Raw genomic sequence first — 17288 nt, forward strand, 5'->3', positions numbered from 1 at the left:
CGTGCCGGATGTGGACGACCTCGCCCGGTTACGACCGTTGTCAGCCACGTTGCTGGCACATGTACTAGCCAATCTAGAGGTTGACCGCAAGTGATCGCAGCAGGGGCCGGCCCTGGTGTGGCGGTCCGCCGACGTCCTGTCAGGTTCCCTCCGAACGGCCCTCCATACTCAGCCGTACGGTTCGTTGTCCACAGGCTGATCCGGTGGCTGACCGGGGAAACGCGGAGTTATCCACAGCCGCGTCCCCAGGCTTGTGATCCCCGTTCACCCTCCGTGCCGGGCGTCGGCCGCCCGGCCGGTCGTCGGCTCAGCGGCCGAGCCGGCGGCGGACCATCCCGACGACCTCGGTGATCTCGCCGATCCGCAGCAACATGGCCAGCCCGAGGTAGGTCGCGCCGATCACCGCGCCGCCGATCACCAACTGGGCCGCCGCCGCGAGCCAGCCCAGGTCGGCCGGGTCGCCGGGGAGCAGGTTGACCACCAGCAGGCCGACCAGCGCCGCCCCGAGCGCGGCGACGGTCACCTTGCCCATGGTGCGCATGATCCCGCCGAGCCCGATCCGGCCGACCCGCGGCCGCAGCAGCATCGCCGAGATGACCGCCGCCGCGACGTACGAGATCGCGTTGCCGAGCATCATCCCGGCCGCCGCGAAGGTGGCCGAGAAGGCGACGAAGAGTCCCACCTGGAGCAGCACCCGCAGCGCCACCACCGGGATGTTGACCAGCGCCGGGGTACGGGTGTCCGGCAGCGCGTAGAAGGCGAAGGTGAAGAGCTGGCTGATCGCGAACGGCACCAGGCCCACGGCCGCGACCAGCAGCACCGTGGACGTGGCGCGGGCGTTGTCACCGGTGAAGGCGCCGTAGCGGAAGACCACCACCGAGATGGGGGCGGCCAGTACCGCGTAGCAGACCGCGATCGGGGCGAGCACCGCGGTGACCATCCGGGTACCCCGGGACAGGTCGGCGGTGACGTCGTGGAAGCGCCCGTCCGCCGCGGCGGCGCTCATTCGCGGCATCAGCGCGGTGATGATCGAGACGGCGATGATGCCGTGCGCCATCATCAGCAGCAGGAAGACGTTGTTGTAGATCAGGAGACCGGCACGGGTCTTGCCGTCGCCGTTCTCGCCGGACGCCCGGGTGAGCAGATTGACCACCACGAAGAGACCCAGCTGGTTTACGGCGACGTAGCAGAACATCCAGGTGCCGAGCTTGGCCAGGTCGCGTAACCCCAGCTCGCGGAAGTCGAGCCGCCACTTCCAGCGGAAGCCCACTTTGCGCAACGCCGGCAGCAGGCCGGCGGCCTGCACCGCCACGCCGAGCAGAGTGCCGCCGCCGATGAGCAGGATCCGCTCGGCGCTCATGTCCTCCGGCCGGAGGGCTTTGGCGCCATAGATCACGATGTAGAGACCGAAGGTGCTGATGACCACCAGGTTGTTCAGGATCGGCGCCCACATCGGTGCGGCGAAGTGCCCCCGGGTGTTCAGCACCGCGGCGATCAGCGCGCTGACGCCGGTGAAGAACAGCATCGGCAGCATCAGGTACGACAAATACGTGACGAGGTCCTTGTAGTCCTCGTCCTTGCCGCCGGCGTAGAGGGTGGTCAGCACCGGCGCCGCGAGCACCGCGAGCAGCGCGGCGGCGGCCAGCGCGATCACCGCCAGGGTGAGCAGCCGCTGCGCGTACGCCTCGCCCCGGTCCGGGTCGGTCTTGCGCCGGCGGACCAGCACCGGGATCAGCACGCTGGTGAGCACGCCGCCGAGCAGGAACTCGTACACCTGGTTCGGCAGGAACTGGGCGGTCGTGTAGACGTCGCCGACCAGGTTGCCGAGCGCGGCGCCGATCATCAGGTTGCGGATGAAGCCCGTACCCCGACTGATCAGGCTGCCGACCGCCATCACCGCGCTGTTCGCCGCGGCGCTGGCCTCCCCCACCTGCTCCGGCGGCGGCGCGGTGGCCTCCACCGCCGGCTGGTTCAGCGGTTCGGCGGAGATGAAGGTCGCCTCGTCGGTCGGCGGGATCGCACCGTCCGGCGTGGCGTTCGCGCTGCGGTAGAGCCCGCCGCTCATCTCCTGCCTCCAAGGGGGTACGTCGGAGCCGGACGACCGGCCCGCACGCCCAAGACCTTAGTCAACGCCGTCCTCATACCCGCGCCCGGCGGATCAGATCCCGCCCCGGCCCGATAGGCTGGCGATCCCATGTCCGAAGCTGCCTCCGCACCCCACGCCGCCGACCGCCGCGAGCTCACCGCCGCGCAGCGCAACGCCGTCGCCGAACTGCTCCGCGTGTCCCCGGTCGCCGACGAGCTCGGTCGCCGCTTCGCGCGCGCCGGGCACGAGTTGCACCTGGTGGGTGGTTCCGTCCGCGATGCCCTGCTCGGCCGGCTCGGCGAGGATCTGGACTTCTGCACCGACGCCCACCCGGACGAGACGGTGCGGATCATCAAGGGCTGGGCCGAGTCCATCTGGGAGACCGGCCGCGAGTTCGGCACCATCGGCCTCCAGCGCGACGGGCTCCGGATCGAGATCACGACCTTCCGCGCCGAGGCGTACGACCAGGTCAGCCGGAACCCGATCGTCGAGTACGGGACCAGCCTCACCGAGGACCTGAAGCGACGCGACTTCACCATCAACGCGATGGCGGTCAGCGTTCCCGACCACCGGTTCACCGACCCGCACGGCGGCCTGGACGACCTCGCGGCCAAGGTGATCCGTACCCCCGGCACGCCCCGGGAGTCCTTCGGCGACGACCCGCTGCGGATGCTGCGGGCGGCCCGCTTCGCCGCGCAGCTGCGCTTCGCCGTGCACCCCGACGTGCACGAGGCGATGACCCGGATGGCCGCCGACCTGGACCGGATCACCGCCGAGCGGGTCCGGGACGAGTTCACCAAGCTGCTCTGCGGCGCCGACCCGATCACCGGGCTGCGGCTGCTGGTCGACACCGGGCTGGCCGAGCGCTTCCTGCCCGAGCTGACCGGGCTCAAGCTGGAGATCGACGAGCACGCCCAGCACAAGGACGTCTACGAGCACACCCTGACCGTGGTCAGCAACGCGGTCTCCTTCGAGACCGACGGCTGCGACTTCGTGCTCCGGATGGCCGCGCTCATGCACGACGTGGGCAAGCCGGCCACCAAGTCGGTCGGCCCGGACGGCCGGGTCAGCTTCCACCACCATGAGGTGGTCGGCGCGCGGCTGACCAAGGCGCGGATGAAGGCGCTGCGCTACCCCAAGGACGTCACCGCGCAGGTGGTCAACCTGGTCGCCCTGCACCTGCGGTTCTACGGGTACGGCCGGGGCGAGTGGACCGACTCGGCGGTACGCCGTTACGTCACCGACGCCGGTGACCTGCTGCCCCGGCTGCACAAGCTGACCCGCTCGGACTGCACCACCCGCAACCGTCGCAAGGCGGCCCAGCTCGCGGCGGACTACGACGCGCTGGAGGAGCGGATCGCCCGGATCGCCGCCGAGGAGGACCTCGCGCGGGTCCGCCCCGACCTGGACGGCAACGCGATCATGGAGCTGCTCGGCGTACCGCCGGGGCCGGTGGTCGGGCGGGCCTGGCAGTACCTCAAGGAGCTGCGCTTGGAGCGCGGCCCGCTGGAGCGGGACGAGGCCGAGGCGGAGCTGCTGCGCTGGGCCCGCCAGCAGGGCGTCATCCAGTAGGCGTGCGCCAGGCTCGACCCAACTTGCCAGCATCCTCACCTCGGCCTGCAGGCTCGGATCCGGTACCAGCGCGCTGCACCTCGACTCGGAGCTTGAGCAATAAACATCGGCCTTCTGAAACGACCGCCGCATCCTCATGCGTGTTGCCTCCAGCCGTCACGCGTGGCGCTCAAGATTCTTGCCCGATTGCATACCGAAGCGTCAGGTAGCTCATTCCATGCTTTGAGGATCCGATGACGAAAACGTACCTCGGATCTGACATACCGTGCCTTACGGCACGAGGCATGGCCCTACAAGTAGGGGATGGCGATCCAGTGACCGGAGCGCCATCCCCTGCCTCAGTAATGCAACCCGGTGGGCCTAATTGGTGATGGTGGGAACCTTCTGCCAGCCCGAGCTGGTCTTGATCTCATATCCCGACTTGCCGTAACGCGGGTCATCCGGGGCGCACTGGGCCTTACTGGTGGCGCCGGTGGAAGAGATCGGCTTGCCGTAGTTGTAGTACGTACCCATAGGGAAGCCGTTGCAGTGGACGTAAGCGCGGATGGTGGAACCGCAACCGTTCTCGACTAGCTTGACCTTCACGCCGTATGAAGTCCCGTTGATGGTTGTAGATGCGGTCTGCGAGCTGCTCACATCGAAGCTGCAGCCGCCACCGCCGGGGTCGAGGGTCGGGCCGGAGGGAGCTGCAGAAGCGGCGTTCGACAAATCGAAGGAGGTAAAGATGGCTGCCGCGAACGCCAAAGCTGAGATGCGCCTGATAGTGGTCCGCCGCGTCTTGTTGATTTCCAAGTCGCTAATCCTCTTAATCGTCTCGTTGCGGAAGACTTTCCAGGATCCCCGTGTAGCTACCGGCATCGAAGATATTACCGGCGTTATGTTTGGCGCCGCAACCCCGCTTCGACCCCGCTCCGGTGGGCGTAACTCATGTGACCGGCAAGGAACAATTAATTCTCTACCAGAAATCCACCTGACCTGCGTCTATGCGGGCACGGTTCTTACAGAACATTCTTTGTCACTGCAGAAAACGGGAACTCCCTCGCGCCGAGCATCGAGCGGGCGACGGGACGACTGACGTGCGGCCGCCCCGCTCCCGATGTTCACGGCGCCTCAGTGGTCGGTCGCCGTGCCATCGAGGGGCGGCCTGCCGTTGCCCGCCGACCCCGAACCGCCGGCGGCCGCCGAGCCGAGCCGGGCGAGCAGGCCGGGCAGGTCGATGCCGGTGAGGTCGGAGCCGAGCTGGAGGCCCTGCGCCACGTTGCCGGCCACCGACTTCGTCAGCGACGACGCGCCGTCGGTGGAGATGACGGTCATCTTGTCGATCGCCCCGATCGGGGCGCTGGCCGCCTCTACCACCTGCGGCAGCACCTTGACCAGCAGGTCCAGCACGGCCGCCTCGCCGTACGCGGCGAACGCCTCCGCCTTGCGGGCCATCGTGTCGGCCTCGGCCTGTCCCTTGGCCAGGATGGCCGCGGCCTCCGCCTGGCCCTCCCGCTCGACCGCCTCGGCGATCGCCGAGCGCCGGCGCTGCTCCGCCTCGCCCTCCTTGGCGCCCTCGATCGCGTTCGCCTCGGCGAGCGCGGCCCGGCGGGCCCGCTCGCCCTCACCGGTCAGCCGGGACTGCTCGGCGGCGGCCTGGGCGGCGGCGATGACGGCCTGCCGCTGCGCGTCGGCGTTGAGCACCGCCGCGTTGCGGGCCGCCTCGGCCTCCTGCTCCACCTTGTAGCGCGCCGCGTCGGCCGGCTTGCGCACCTCGGTGTCGAGCTGGCGCTGCTTCAGTTCGGCGTTGCGCTCGGCCACCTTCTGCTGCTCGGAGAGGATCGCCTGGTCCCGCTCGGCCTGGGCCAGCGGGCCGGCCGCCGCGGAACGGGCCTTGGCCGCGTCGATCTCGGCCTGGATCCCGGCCTGCTTGAGCGACAGGTTCCGGTTCGCCTCGGCGATCGCCTCCTCGGCGAGCAGCCGCTCCTGCTCGGCCTGCTGCCGGGCGCGCGCCTCGGCGATGGCCGCGTCCTTGAGCACCCGGGCGGCCTCCGGCCGGCCCAGGTCCTGCAGGTAGGAGCCCTCGGCGAGGATGTCCTGGAGCTGGAAGGTGTCCAGCACCAGCCCCTGGTTGGTCATCGAGTGCTCGGCCTCCTCGGCCACCGCGCTGGCGAACGCCGCCCGATCACGGATGACCTCCTCGACGGTGAGCCGGCCGACGATCGAGCGCAGCGCGCCGGCCAGCACCTCGCGGGTGAAGTTGTCGATCTCGTCCTGCTGGTGCAGGAAGCGCTGGGCGGCGGCGCGGATGGCGTCCTCGGTCCCGCCGACCTTGACGATCGCCACGCCGTGCAGGTCGGTGCGGATGCCCTGCTTGCTCACCGCGCCCCGGATGCCCACGTCGATGCGGCGGCTGGACAGGTCGAGCGACTGGAGCTTCTGCACCACCGGCAGCACGAAGACCGAGGCGCCGAGCACCACCTTCTGGCCGGACATGTCGGTGGAGCGGCCGCCGTCGGCGGTCTGCGTGGTCCGGCCCTTGCGGCCGGTGACGATGAACGCCTCGTTGGGGCCGGCGACCTTGATCCGGGAGAGCACGAAGAGCACCAGGACGAGCGCCAGCAGGACCGCGCCGCCGACGGCGATGACAAGGGGCATGGGCAGTTCCGTCTCTGCGAAAAGGGGGTGAGGAGGGGGTGCTCAGTAGGTCTCGACGTGCACGCTGGTTTCGCTCAGCGCCTGCACCACGAAGATCTGCGCGCCGACCGGGATCGGGTGGTCGGCACGGGCGTTGAGCTTCACCGGCTGGCCGGCGACGCGTACCCGGACCTCGCCGTAACCGACGGCGGGCACCGGGGTGACCACCAGGCCGAGCGCGCCGACCAGGTCGTCCCGGGTCGGGGTGGGGTCGGTCCGCATGTCCCGCGCCGCCCGGCTCAGCCGGGCCGCGAGCCAGGCGGTGGGCACGGCGGCGAGCGCGCCACCGGCCGCCGCCCCCGCGATCATCCCCGGGGTACGGCCGCCGACCAGCTCGTTGACGATCGCGGCGCCGAAGCCGAACGCGCCGAGGAAACCGGCGACCGCCTCGACCGAGACCGGACCGTCGACGTCGGCGTGACCGAAGTGGAGCAACTCGGCGCCGAGCAGGGAGAGCGCCAGCACGGCGACGCCCGCCCCACCGATGATGAGAAAGATGAAGGTCCCCGTGGCCACGACCTGCACGGTATCGACGTCACGCAACATTCCCGCATGATTATTTCGGGGCCATGCTGACGTGCTGGTCGATCAATCCCGGGGGCAGTGCCTGCCGCTCGAGCTCCCGGCCCTCGTCGTCGATCAGCACCATCGGGGCGGACTCGTCGTGGGAGCGGTAGAGCAGACGGCCGTCGTCCACCCAGACCGCGTCGGCGTCCGGCATCGGCCGGAGCACTCCACCGGTGGCGACCTCGACCAGTTGCGGGCCGTCCGGTCCGGTGAGCACGACCCGTTGGCCGTCCGGGGACCACGACCAGGGACCGGCCGGGTCGCCGCGTACCGCCAGGAACCGGGTCGGTCGTCCGTCCTCGGCGGAGAAGAACTGCACGCCACGGCGGGGGTGCCGGGCCGACTCCGAGCGGGGCAGGGCGGAGTCGGTCTGCTGGAAGGCGACCTCCCGCCCGTCCGGACCCCAGGTGAAGAAGCAGTAGTCGGTGCAGAAGAACTTCTCCGTGTCGACCGGGAAGGCCCGGAACCTGCCGGTGGCGGTCAGCACCCCGATGGCGGTCGAACCGGCGTCCTTGTCGTCGATGGTGAGCACCAGCCGGGAGCCGTCGGGTGACCACTGCGGCTGCATGATCTGCCGTCCGGTGCGGATCCACCTGACCGCGCCGGTTCGCAGGTCGAGCAGGCCGGTCTCGCTCGGTCGTTCGAAACTGAGCACCGCCGCGACGTGCCCGCGGGGCGCTGTCCAGACCTGCGCGTACCCGCTGACCGTGCGGTAGCGGCCAGTCTCCCGGTCCAGGACCCAGGCCCAGGAGGTGGGATCGGTGATGCCGATGGCGCCGGTGACCACCCATTCCCCGGGCAGCACGAGCGGGGTGGACGTCCAGTTCCCCCCCGACTTCGGTTCCACCGACACCGGCGCCGAGCGCGTGGCGGTCCCCGGTGGCGCGGGCTCCGCGACCTGCGTGGTGGGCTGTGGTCGTGCCAGCAGAAACGGCGTCGCCAGGGCGACGGCCGCGAGGATCGCGCCCGCCGAGGCGGTCGCCCGCCGCCGCCTGCGGACCCGCCGGCCACCTCGCAACGCCCGCTCGGCAAGGCCCGGCACGCTCCGGGCCTCGTCCGCCAGTTGATGGACGGCCGCCCGCAGGTTGTCCTCGGTGGCGTTGGTCATCGCTTCACCTCCGCGGCGATGGGTGAGTCGTCGAAGGCCGGCACCAGCTCCCGGAGCCGGGCCAACGCGCGGGACGCCTGACTGGCGACCGTGCCGGAGCGGCAGCCCAGCACCGCGGCGGTCTGCTCGACGCTCAGGTCCTCCAGGTACCGCAGCGTCAGCACCGCCCGCTGCCGAGGTGGCAGCTCCCGCAGCGCGTCGCGCAGCAGCAGCCGCAGGTCGCTGTCCTGGCCGCTGTCCCGGCCGCCGGCCCGCTCCGGCAGCTCGGCCACCGGCACCTCCCGGCGGCGGGACAACCGCCGCCAGCCGGAGACCTGGTCGTGGTACAGGATCCGCCGCACGTACGGCTCGGCGTCGCCCCGGATCCGGGGCCAGCGGGCGTACGCCTTGGCCAGCGCGTTCTGCAGCAGGTCCTCGGCGGCGTGCTGGCTGCCGGCGAGCGCGTACGCGACGCGCAGCAACGCGTCACCGCGCTCGTTCACGAACCCGGTGAACTCTCCGTCGGTTCCCTCGGTCACCGCCCACCTCCGTACCTCAGACGCCGGTGGGGCGGAAAAGTTTGCCTCAGCCGTGGCACGGGTCAGTTTGCCCGGCGGTCTCGTGCGGCACTCGACGCTCCGGCAAGGCTGGTCAGCCGCCCGTCGTACCGGCGGGGAAGAATGGCGGCATGCGCTGGACCGTGCTCGACTCGCCGATCGGGGAGTTCTCCGTGGCCACCGACGACGAGGCGGTGTGCGGCGCGCACTTCGGCCGGGTGGAGTCGGCGGTCGACGAGCCCGGTGACGGGCTGGCCCGGCGGGCGGTGGCGGAGCTGCGGGCGTACTTCGCCGGGGAGCTGACCGATTTCGGCGTGCCGGTGGCGGCCCGGCGCGGCTCCGAGTTCGAGCGGGCGGTGTGGCGGGAGATGACCCGCATCCCGTACGGGGAGACGCTCACCTACGGCGAGGTGGCCCGGCTGGTCGGCGACCCCGGCGCCGCCCGGGCGGTCGGGGTGGCCTGCAACCGCAACCCGGTCCCGGTGCTCGTGCCGTGCCACCGGATCGTCGGCGCGGGCGGCAAGCTGGTCGGCTTCGGTGGTGGGTTGCCGCGCAAGGTGCGGCTGCTGGAGCTGGAGGCCGGGGTCGCCCTGCGCCGCGCCTGGTCCTGAGTCCGAAAAATTGCGGCGCGCGACTGCAACCTGATCGTCCGATCAGGCGTTCCCCGGGCATAAGGCATCTCGATCACCGTTACGACCGAGGCGTCATCCACCACCACCGCGCGGGGGACACATCGTGAACAAGGACCAGGACAGCGCCATCGGCCGTCGCCACCTGCTGCGTCGGGCGGGCACTGTCGCGGCCGGCCTCGCCGGCACCGCCGCTGTGGGCGCCGCCGCCGCCGGCCCGGCCCAGGCCGCACCGGGTCAACCGGTGCTTCAGGGGCAGGTCAACGAGGCGGGCACGCCCACCACGCTGCGCGGCGGCTCGGCCACCTCGGCCACCCTCCGACTGGAAAACCCCACCATCACCAACATGGAGGGTGTCGAGGTCGCCAGCCCGGCCCTGCGGCTGACCCCGAACGGGGAGAGCATCAACCAGAAGTCCGAGATGGGCTCGATCGCGATGGATCGTTCCGGGACGATCTGGGCGGTCACCAGCGAGGCCATGCCGTCCGAGACGGGCAACTTCGTCGAGTACATCCGGACGGAGACGAACACCAACCAGCTGGTGCCGGTCGTGCCGCAGCGGGTGATCGACACCAGGACCGCCGCCGGTCGGGCCCGCATCGTGAACCCGGCCGGCAACCTGGACAGCTCGGGCCGGCTGCTGCGCGGCCGCACGATCCAGGTCAACCTGGATGAATTCGTCTACTCCGGTCAGGCCGTGTACGGCAACGTGACCGTCACCGGCGCGCTCGCCGCCGGGTTCCTGCAGGTTTACCCGCACTCGGCTCAGCGTCCGCTGGCGTTCTCGACGATCAACTTTCAGGCCGGCCAGACGCTGTCGAACTTCTTCCTGACCGGGATCAGCCCGGTGATCGACTACATCTCCGTGCACGCGCAGCAGACCACCCACGTGATCCTCGACGTGGTGGCGTTCGTCGTCGCGGCCGGCCGGGTCAACCCGGCGATCCTGCCCACCGACGACCAACTGGCGACGGAGGATCAGCGGACGCAGCTGGCCGGGCGGACCAAGCCGTCCTGGGCGAAGTAGACCTGCACGTACGCGACGAGGGCCGGATCCGTTTGGACCCGGCCCTCGGCCGTGCTGCTGGTCAGCGCGTCAGCGCTCGACCTCGCCCTTGATGAAGGACTCGACGGCGGCGTGCGCGTCGTGGTCGGCGTACTGCACCGGCGGGGACTTCATGAAGTACGACGAGGCGGACAGGATCGGGCCGCCGATCTTGCGGTCCAGGGCGATCTTCGCGGCGCGGACGGCGTCGATGATCACACCGGCGGAGTTCGGCGAGTCCCACACCTCGAGCTTGAGCTCGGCGTTGAGCGGGGTGTCACCGAAGGAGCGGCCCTCCAGGCGGATGTAGGCCCACTTGCGGTCGTCGAGCCACGGCACGTGGTCCGACGGGCCGATGTGCACGTCGCTCTTGCTCATCTCGTGCGGGATCTGCGAGGTCACCGACTGGGTCTTCGAGATCTTCTTCGAGACCAGGCGGGTGCGCTCCAGCATGTTCATGAAGTCCATGTTCCCGCCGAAGTTGAGCTGGTACGTGCGCAGCAGCTCCACCCCGCGGTCCTCGAACAGCTTCGCCAGCGCCCGGTGCACGATGGTCGCGCCGACCTGGCTCTTGATGTCGTCACCGACGATCGGCAGGCCCGCGTCCTCGAACTTCTTGGCCCACTCGGGGTCGGAGGCGATGAAGACCGGCAGGGCGTTGACGAACGCGCAACCGGCGTCGATCGCGGCCTGGGCGTAGAACTTGTCGGCCTGCTCCGAGCCCACCGGCAGGTAGGAGACGACCACGTCGACCTGCGCGTCCCGCAGCGCCTTGGCCACGTCGACCGGCTCGGCGTCGGACTCCTCGACGATCTCGCGGTAGTACTGGCCCAGGCCGTCGAAGGTCGGGCCGCGCTGCACGCTGACGCCGGTCGGCGGCACGTCGCACAGCTTGATGGTGTTGTTCTCGCTGGCCACGATCGCCTCGGCGAGGTCCATGCCCACCTTCTTGGCGTCCACGTCGAACGCCGCGACAAACTCCACGTCCGAGACGTGGTAGTCGCCGAAGGTGACGTGCATGAGACCCGGGACGCGGTCGTTCGGGTCGGCGTTCCGGTAGTACTCCACGCCCTGTACGAGGGACGAGGCGCAGTTACCCACACCGACGATGGCGACGCGGACGGAGCCCATAGCGTCTGCCTCCTTCTTCTTCATCACGGCCGCTCATTCCTGGACTCTCCAGGCGGGGGCGGGCTGTTGTTGTCTCGTCGGCCGCCGGCCGTCCCGGGTTTCGGGACCGTCGGGGCACGGCCGGAGCGCTCGTTGGCGATGAGCTCCTCCAGCCAGCGGACCTCGCGCTCACAGGCGTCGAGCCCATGGCGTTGCAGTTCCAGGGTGTACGCGTCGAGGCGCTCGGCCGCCCGGCCCAGCACGTCACGAAGACCTTCGCGACGCTCCTCGATCGTGCGTCGGCGACCCTCCAGAATCCGGAGTCGGGTCGCCTGGTCGGTCCGGGCGAAGAACGCGAAGTGCACACCGAAGCCCGTGTCGTCGTACGTCTCGGGCCCGGCCTGCGCGATCAGCTGGGCGAAGCGTTCCTTGCCCTCCGCGGTGATTTTGTAGACCACCCGACCTCGTCGGCTGGTCAGCGCGGGAACCTCCTCGGCGGTCGCGGGTGTCTCGGCGGCCTCGGTGATCCAGCCCGCCGCCTGCAGCCGGCGCAGGGTCGGGTACAGCGAGCCGTAGCTGATCGCCGCCCGGATGGCTCCCAGCTTGGCGGCGAGCTCCTTGCGGAGCTCGTAGCCGTGCATCGGAGCCTCCTGCAGAAGGCCGAGGATGGCGAGCTCGAGCACGGGCCATCCTTCCTACCCCGGCGCTGGGCCGTTAACCGCCTCGATGTATCGGACCGATACATCGCACGTTAGTACCTCACCAGCGATCAGGGCAAACCCCCGTTCCGGCATGTTCTTGTCACTCATCGTGACGGCGGTCGCCTCACCCGGCCGGACCGCGTACCCTTCACCGCATGCGTACGCAGCGCCAGGTGGTGGACTACTCGCTGAAGAAGCGGGCGGTGCTGCGTGAACTCCTCGCCGGGCGGGTCGGTACCTACGACGTCTGCGACGCCTCGCCGTACCTGAAGAACGCCGCCCGGTTCCACGGAGAACCGACCGAGGAGCGCTGCCCGATCTGTCGGAGCGAGAACCTCACCCACGTCCACTACATTTACGGGGACGAACTCAAGCACTCCGCCGGCCAGGCGCGCACGTTGGCCGAGTTGCCCGTGCTGGCGATGACGCTGCGTGAGTTCCAGGTCTTCGTGGTGGAGGTGTGCCTCGGCTGTGACTGGAACCATCTCGTCGAGCAGTTCCTGCTCGGCCGGGACGGGCTGGCCGAGGGCGGGTCGGAGCAGGGCGCGGTGGGCGGCGTGACCGCCCCCGGGGTCGGTCCGGCGCGAGAGCGAAGGCGAGAGGCGCAACGGTGAACCTTGCTGGACCGGTCGCTACCGGTGCCGTCGACGACGGACACCCCGCCCGGCAGCACAACGGCCCGATTGGTCCGAATAGTACGTATCTGACGGCGTCGCTCCGGTCGTACCGCGAGCGGGCGTCACGTGTGTCAACTCACGGCAACCCGGTGGTGGCGCCCCCGCGTCCCACCGCGACCGGCAGGGTGTGAGGAATGAACTCGTACGGCGATCCCAGTTCCCCGCGTGCGCGGGCCCAGGTACCGGGCTCGAACGCTGACCCCGGCGCGGCTCCGGCCGGTCGGGCCTCGGTCGGCGGCGCGCCCGCCGGCCGGGCCTCGGCGTCGGTGCCGCCACGCGCGGCGGGAGCGGCCGGTTCGGCCTCGATGGGCCGCGCGGGCGCGGGACGGGCCTCCGTTCCGGTCTCGCCGGCAGCCGGCGGCCGGGCCGGCGCGGGACGGGCGTCCGTTCCGGTGTCCCCGGCCCCCGGCCAGGCCGGCCGCGCCCCGGTGGGTGTGGGCTCCGCCGGGCGGGCGAGCGTCGGATCGGCTGCCGTCGGCGGCCGGGCGGCGGTGGCCCGCGCGGGCGTGGCGCCCGTCTCCGGCGGTGGCCCCGGCGGTCCGGGCGGCCCCAACGGCCCGGGACGCGGCGGCCGCGGTGGCGGATCCGGGCCCGGCGACCCGGACGCGGTGGCCCGGGCGAAGAAGCGCAAGCGGGTCAACATGCTGATCGCGGGCTTCGCGGTCTTCATCATGCTCGCCGGCATCGGCGTGATCGGGTTCACCTACTACTCGACCAACGTGGTGCTGCCCAACCAGATCAACCTGCCGTTGGCCACCACGATCTACGCCGCCGACAACAAGACGATCATCGCCAAGGTGGGCGAGCAGAACCGCACCTTCGTCTCGATCAACCAGATCCCGCCGTACGTGCGGGACGCGGTGGCCGCCGCCGAGGACAAGAACTTCTACCGCCACTCCGGGGTGGACTACAAGGGCATCGCCCGGGCCGCCTGGAACAACCTCAGCGGCGGCGACAAGCAGGGTGCCTCGACGATCACCCAGCAGTACGCCCGCAACGCCTACGAGAACCTCCAGGACGACTCGTACGCCCGGAAGGTGAAGGAGGCGATCGTCGCCTCCAAGCTCAATGATCAGTTCACCAAGGAACAGATCATGGAGCACTACCTGAACACCATCTACTTCGGCCGGAACGCGTACGGCATCGAGGCGGCCTCGTTCGCCTACTTCGGCAAGCCCGTGTCGAAGGTCGACGTGGCGGAGGCCGCCGTGCTGGCGGCGTTGATCAAGCAACCGGAGCCCAGCCCCACCCACAAGGGGTACGACCCGGCGATCAACCCGACCGACGCCAAGTCCCGGTGGGACTACGTCATCAACAACATGGCCAGCGAGGGCTGGGTCGACTCGCCGAACCACCCGCCGCGGCCCACCGCGTACCCGACCAAGACGTTGAAGAGCCCGAAGCAGTCGAGCGCCGGCATCCAGTTCGGGGTCAACAACCCGATCGGCAACGTCATCAACTACCTCGTGCCCGAGATGCGGGAGAAGAAGCTCTGCACCGACAACGAGGCCGAGGCGACGGATCGCAAGCCGCTCTGCTCGACCATGCTCAAGCAGGGCGGGTACCGGATCCGGACCACCATCGACATGAAGGTCCAGAATGCGATCACCGGCGCCGCCCAGCGCAGCACCAAGGGCTCGGAGTTGGACGGTGCGCGGAAGAACCTGATGGCGGCCGTGGTGTCGATCGACCCGCGTAACGGCCGGGTGCTCGGCTACTACGGCGGTGACGACGGCACGGGCACCGATTACGCCGGCAAGAACACCGACGCGAGCGGCAACGTCACCGGTGGGCACTCGCCGGGTTCAAGCTTCAAGATCTACACCTTGGCGGCGGCGATCGAGGCGGGCAAGTCCGTCGAGTCGCGCTGGAAGGGCAAGGCCTTCACCCCCGACGGCGTGAAGTTCCGGGTCAGCAACGCCGGCACCGACAACCCCAGCTGCGGCGACTCCTGCACGCTGCGGGAGTCGACCTTGAAGTCGCTGAACGTGCCCTTCTACCACGTCAGCCTCGACATCGGGCCGGACAAGATCGTCGGGATGGCCAAGAAGGCCGGCGTCAGCATGATGTGGCAGACCAACACCAGCCCGCCGAAGGGGCACGACCTCACCAAGGAGGACCCGAAGAACCTGGCGCCCGACCCCTTCTACCACGTGGTCGCCTACGGTCAGTACCCCATCACCGTGCTTGACCACGCCAACGGCATCGCCACCTTCGCCAACAAGGGCGTCTACAACAAGGCCCACTTCCTGGTCTCTGCGGAGAAGCAGAACAAGGACACCGGCAAGTGGGAGAAGCTCGGCGGCGAGCAGCTCAAGCCGCTGAAGCGGATCGACCCCAACGTGGTCGCTGACGTCACCAACGTGCTCGAGGACTACCCGGCCAAGATCAACCACACGCTGGAGGGCGGCCGGAAGGCGACCGCCAAGACCGGTACGTGGGAGCTCAAGGAGGGCACCAACGAGAACGGCGACGCCTGGACGGTCGGCTACACCCCGCAGCTCGCCACCGCCGTCTGGGTGGGCAACAAGGGCAAGCGGGAGGCCATCAAGATGAAGGACGGCCGGAACATCAGCGGTTCCCTCATGCCCGGTGACATCTGGGAGCGGGTGATGGACGACTCGCTCAAGGGCGAGGAGAAGCTGGACTTCCCACCGGCCGTGAACATGGGCGACAAGGAAGCGGGCAACGGCACTCCGCCTCCGCCTCCGCCGCTGCCGACCAACCCCGGGCAGCCGCAGGACTGCGGACCGCTCGGCCTGTTCTGCCCGCAGGACCCCAACGGTGGCAACCAGGGCGGCACGCCCACCGATCCCCGCGGACCCGGTGGCGGCAACGGCGGCACCGGCGGCGGCCTCCTGCCGACCCTGCCACCCCGCCTCTGGGAGTAACCACCTGTGACACCGCCGACGGCGGCCGGACCCCGGGTCCGGCCGCCGTCGCCGTTCCACGAGCTGATTTTCCGGATGTGGCGCCGCGGGACGGGACGGCGACCCCGGACGTACGGCAGGATGCCTCTTCATGAGCACCCAGTCGACGGCCGGCCTCGACGACGCCGGGACCAGCGACCACCCGTCCCGGTCGGACGGCTTCGTCCGAGGCGCCTCCGAGCTGATCGGCGGCCCGCTCGGCGACTACGCGGTCGCGCTGGACCGGCCCGCCGGCCGGGAAAGCCGCTTCTGGACCGCCGCGCGGATCGTCCTCGCGCTGGCCTGCCTCACCCTGGCGCTGCACTGGGTGCAGAAGTCGCCCTGCCAGGACGGCGCCTGGCAGAACAACGTGCAGTACACCCGGCTCTGCTACACCGACGTGCTCGCCCTCTACTACGCCGAGGGACTCAACGAGGGCAAGGTCCCCTACCGGGACCACCCGGTCGAGTACCCGGTGCTCACCGGCTACTTCATGGGCGCGCTCGGCCTGCCGGTACACAGCCTCGGCGCCGACGACCCGCAGCTCAACCAGGGCCAGTGGTTCTACAACCTCAACGCGCTGACGCTCAGCGCGCTGGCGGTCGCCACCGTCGCGGTGATCCTCGCCCTGCGCCGCCGACGACCCTGGGACGCCGCGCTCTTCGCGCTGGCCCCGGCGCTGCTGCTCACCGCCACGGTCAACTGGGACTTCCTCGCCATCGGGCTCGCCGCCTTCGGCCTGGCCGCGTGGGCCCGCCGCCGGCCCGCGCTCGCCGGGCTGCTGCTCGGCCTCGGCGGCGCCGCCAAGCTCTGGCCGCTGTTCCTGTTCTGGCCCATCCTGCTGCTCGCGCTGCGGGCCGCCCGGGTACGTGCCGCGCTGACCGCCATCGGCACCGCGGTGGTGGTGCTGTTGGCGGTCAACCTGCCGGTGGCGATCCCGTACCGGGAGAACTGGTACCGCTTCTTCGAGCTGAACGACACCCGACCCATCGACTGGGGCACGCTCTGGTACATCGGGCGGTACTTCGACGGCAAGGTGAACACCGGCGCGGCCGGCGACCAGGGGCCGTTCCAGTGGTTGAACACGCACATCCCGACGCTCAACACCCTGTCGTACGCCCTGTTCATCCTGGCCTGCCTCGGCGTGGCCGCGCTGGCGCTGCTGGCTCCCCGCCGGCCCCGGCTGGCCCAGCTCGCCTTCCTGGTGGTCGCCGCGTTCCTGATCTTCAGCAAGGTCTGGTCGCAGCAGTTCGTGCTCTGGCTGCTGCCGCTGGCGGTACTGGCCCGCCCCCGCTGGGGCGCCTTCCTCGCCTGGCAGCTCGCCGAGGTCTGCTACTTCGCCGCCTTCTACGGCGAGCTGCTCGGCGCGGCGACCAGCCGGCCGGTCTTCCCCGAGGGCGTGTTCGTGCTGGCCTCGACGCTCCGGCTGGGCACCGTCGTGCTGCTCTGCGTGCTGGTGATCCGGGACGTCCTGCGCCCCGAACGCGACGCGGTGCGGCGCACCTACGCCGACGATCCGGACGGCGGAGTCCTCGACGGCGCCCCCGACGCCCCCTGGCTGGCCAACCGCCACCCCGCCGCCCGCTCTCCGCAGCCTGCCCCCGCCTGAAGACCCCGCAAGTCCAAGGCGGCCTCGGGCCGTCAGGGTTTTCGGGGGAGCCCGGCCGGCGCA

At 70.3% G+C, this 17288-nt stretch carries 14 protein-coding genes; 6 read left to right on the forward strand and 8 right to left on the reverse strand.

The window, feature by feature from the left end; genetic code table 11:
* Positions 1-307: 307 nt before the first annotated feature.
* A complete protein-coding gene (murJ, locus tag GA0074696_RS03075) occupies positions 308-2065 on the reverse strand; it encodes a murein biosynthesis integral membrane protein MurJ (protein ID WP_088959684.1) in 1758 nt (585 codons plus the stop codon).
* 129 nt (positions 2066-2194) lie between these two features.
* Here murJ and GA0074696_RS03080 point away from each other — a divergent pair, with 129 nt between their 5' ends.
* Positions 2195-3658 carry a CCA tRNA nucleotidyltransferase gene (locus GA0074696_RS03080; RefSeq protein WP_088959685.1) on the forward strand — a complete coding sequence of 488 codons (1464 nt, stop codon included), beginning with the start codon at positions 2195-2197 and terminating at the stop codon, positions 3656-3658.
* Between the two features lie 360 nt (positions 3659-4018).
* Here GA0074696_RS03080 and GA0074696_RS30635 read toward each other — a convergent pair whose 3' ends face one another.
* The 5 genes from GA0074696_RS30635 to GA0074696_RS03100 form a co-directional block, all read right to left on the reverse strand.
* On the reverse strand, positions 4019-4450 hold the full coding sequence (locus GA0074696_RS30635) for a hypothetical protein (RefSeq protein ID WP_157745780.1): 432 nt from the start codon (positions 4448-4450) through the stop codon (positions 4019-4021).
* Between the two features lie 318 nt (positions 4451-4768).
* Complete coding sequence (locus GA0074696_RS03085) at positions 4769-6295, reverse strand: flotillin family protein (protein ID WP_088959686.1); 1527 nt, start codon at positions 6293-6295, stop codon at positions 4769-4771.
* 42 nt (positions 6296-6337) lie between these two features.
* Complete coding sequence (locus GA0074696_RS03090; protein ID WP_088959687.1) at positions 6338-6880, reverse strand: hypothetical protein; 543 nt, start codon at positions 6878-6880, stop codon at positions 6338-6340.
* A gap of 10 nt (positions 6881-6890) precedes the next feature.
* Complete coding sequence (locus GA0074696_RS03095) at positions 6891-8009, reverse strand: TolB family protein (RefSeq protein ID WP_088959688.1); 1119 nt, start codon at positions 8007-8009, stop codon at positions 6891-6893.
* Complete coding sequence (locus GA0074696_RS03100; protein WP_088959689.1) at positions 8006-8527, reverse strand: SigE family RNA polymerase sigma factor; 522 nt, start codon at positions 8525-8527, stop codon at positions 8006-8008. The genes GA0074696_RS03095 and GA0074696_RS03100 overlap by 4 nt, the downstream gene beginning before the upstream one ends.
* A 149-nt stretch (positions 8528-8676) precedes the next feature.
* Between GA0074696_RS03100 and GA0074696_RS03105 the strand changes: the two genes are divergently transcribed.
* Positions 8677-9156, forward strand: coding sequence for a methylated-DNA--[protein]-cysteine S-methyltransferase (locus tag GA0074696_RS03105; protein WP_088959690.1), 480 nt, complete (start codon positions 8677-8679; stop codon positions 9154-9156).
* 124 nt (positions 9157-9280) lie between these two features.
* Entirely contained in the window at positions 9281-10201 is a 921-nt protein-coding gene (locus tag GA0074696_RS03110; protein WP_088959691.1) for a hypothetical protein, read from the forward strand.
* A gap of 69 nt (positions 10202-10270) precedes the next feature.
* Here the strand turns inward: GA0074696_RS03110 and GA0074696_RS03115 are convergent, their stop codons facing one another.
* Positions 10271-11350, reverse strand: a complete 1080-nt coding sequence (locus GA0074696_RS03115; RefSeq protein WP_088959692.1) for an inositol-3-phosphate synthase — start codon at positions 11348-11350, stop codon at positions 10271-10273.
* Positions 11351-11373: 23 nt separating this feature from the next.
* Positions 11374-12012: a PadR family transcriptional regulator gene (locus tag GA0074696_RS03120; RefSeq protein WP_088959693.1), complete on the reverse strand. Its 639-nt coding sequence runs from the start codon at positions 12010-12012 to the stop codon at positions 11374-11376.
* 173 nt (positions 12013-12185) lie between these two features.
* Between GA0074696_RS03120 and GA0074696_RS03125 the strand changes: the two genes are divergently transcribed.
* From GA0074696_RS03125 to GA0074696_RS03135, 3 genes are all read left to right on the forward strand, one after another.
* Entirely contained in the window at positions 12186-12644 is a 459-nt protein-coding gene (locus tag GA0074696_RS03125) for a DUF5318 domain-containing protein (RefSeq protein WP_088959694.1), read from the forward strand.
* Between the two features lie 197 nt (positions 12645-12841).
* Positions 12842-15598 carry a transglycosylase domain-containing protein gene (locus tag GA0074696_RS03130; protein ID WP_088959695.1) on the forward strand — a complete coding sequence of 919 codons (2757 nt, stop codon included), beginning with the start codon at positions 12842-12844 and terminating at the stop codon, positions 15596-15598.
* A 130-nt stretch (positions 15599-15728) separates the two neighbouring features.
* Positions 15729-17225 (forward strand): glycosyltransferase family 87 protein, encoded by a 1497-nt coding sequence (locus GA0074696_RS03135; RefSeq protein ID WP_088959696.1) that lies wholly within the window; start codon positions 15729-15731, stop codon positions 17223-17225.
* Positions 17226-17288: the final 63 nt, after the last annotated feature.

Source organism: Micromonospora purpureochromogenes, from assembly GCF_900091515.1.
In the GTDB taxonomy this organism is placed as follows: domain Bacteria; phylum Actinomycetota; class Actinomycetes; order Mycobacteriales; family Micromonosporaceae; genus Micromonospora; species Micromonospora purpureochromogenes.

What these genes read in the sequence shown, in the direction of transcription:
- murJ (WP_088959684.1), bottom strand. Translation starts at nt 2,065, where the DNA reads ATGAGCGGCGGGCTCTACCGCAGCGCGAACGCCACGCCGGACGGTGCG.
- GA0074696_RS03080 (WP_088959685.1), top strand. Translation starts at nt 2,195, where the DNA reads ATGTCCGAAGCTGCCTCCGCACCCCACGCCGCCGACCGCCGCGAGCTC.
- GA0074696_RS03085 (WP_088959686.1), bottom strand. Translation starts at nt 6,295, where the DNA reads ATGCCCCTTGTCATCGCCGTCGGCGGCGCGGTCCTGCTGGCGCTCGTC.
- GA0074696_RS03090 (WP_088959687.1), bottom strand. Translation starts at nt 6,880, where the DNA reads ATGTTGCGTGACGTCGATACCGTGCAGGTCGTGGCCACGGGGACCTTC.
- GA0074696_RS03095 (WP_088959688.1), bottom strand. Translation starts at nt 8,009, where the DNA reads ATGACCAACGCCACCGAGGACAACCTGCGGGCGGCCGTCCATCAACTG.
- GA0074696_RS03105 (WP_088959690.1), top strand. Translation starts at nt 8,677, where the DNA reads ATGCGCTGGACCGTGCTCGACTCGCCGATCGGGGAGTTCTCCGTGGCC.
- GA0074696_RS03115 (WP_088959692.1), bottom strand. Translation starts at nt 11,350, where the DNA reads ATGGGCTCCGTCCGCGTCGCCATCGTCGGTGTGGGTAACTGCGCCTCG.
- GA0074696_RS03125 (WP_088959694.1), top strand. Translation starts at nt 12,186, where the DNA reads ATGCGTACGCAGCGCCAGGTGGTGGACTACTCGCTGAAGAAGCGGGCG.
- GA0074696_RS03130 (WP_088959695.1), top strand. Translation starts at nt 12,842, where the DNA reads ATGAACTCGTACGGCGATCCCAGTTCCCCGCGTGCGCGGGCCCAGGTA.
- GA0074696_RS03135 (WP_088959696.1), top strand. Translation starts at nt 15,729, where the DNA reads ATGAGCACCCAGTCGACGGCCGGCCTCGACGACGCCGGGACCAGCGAC.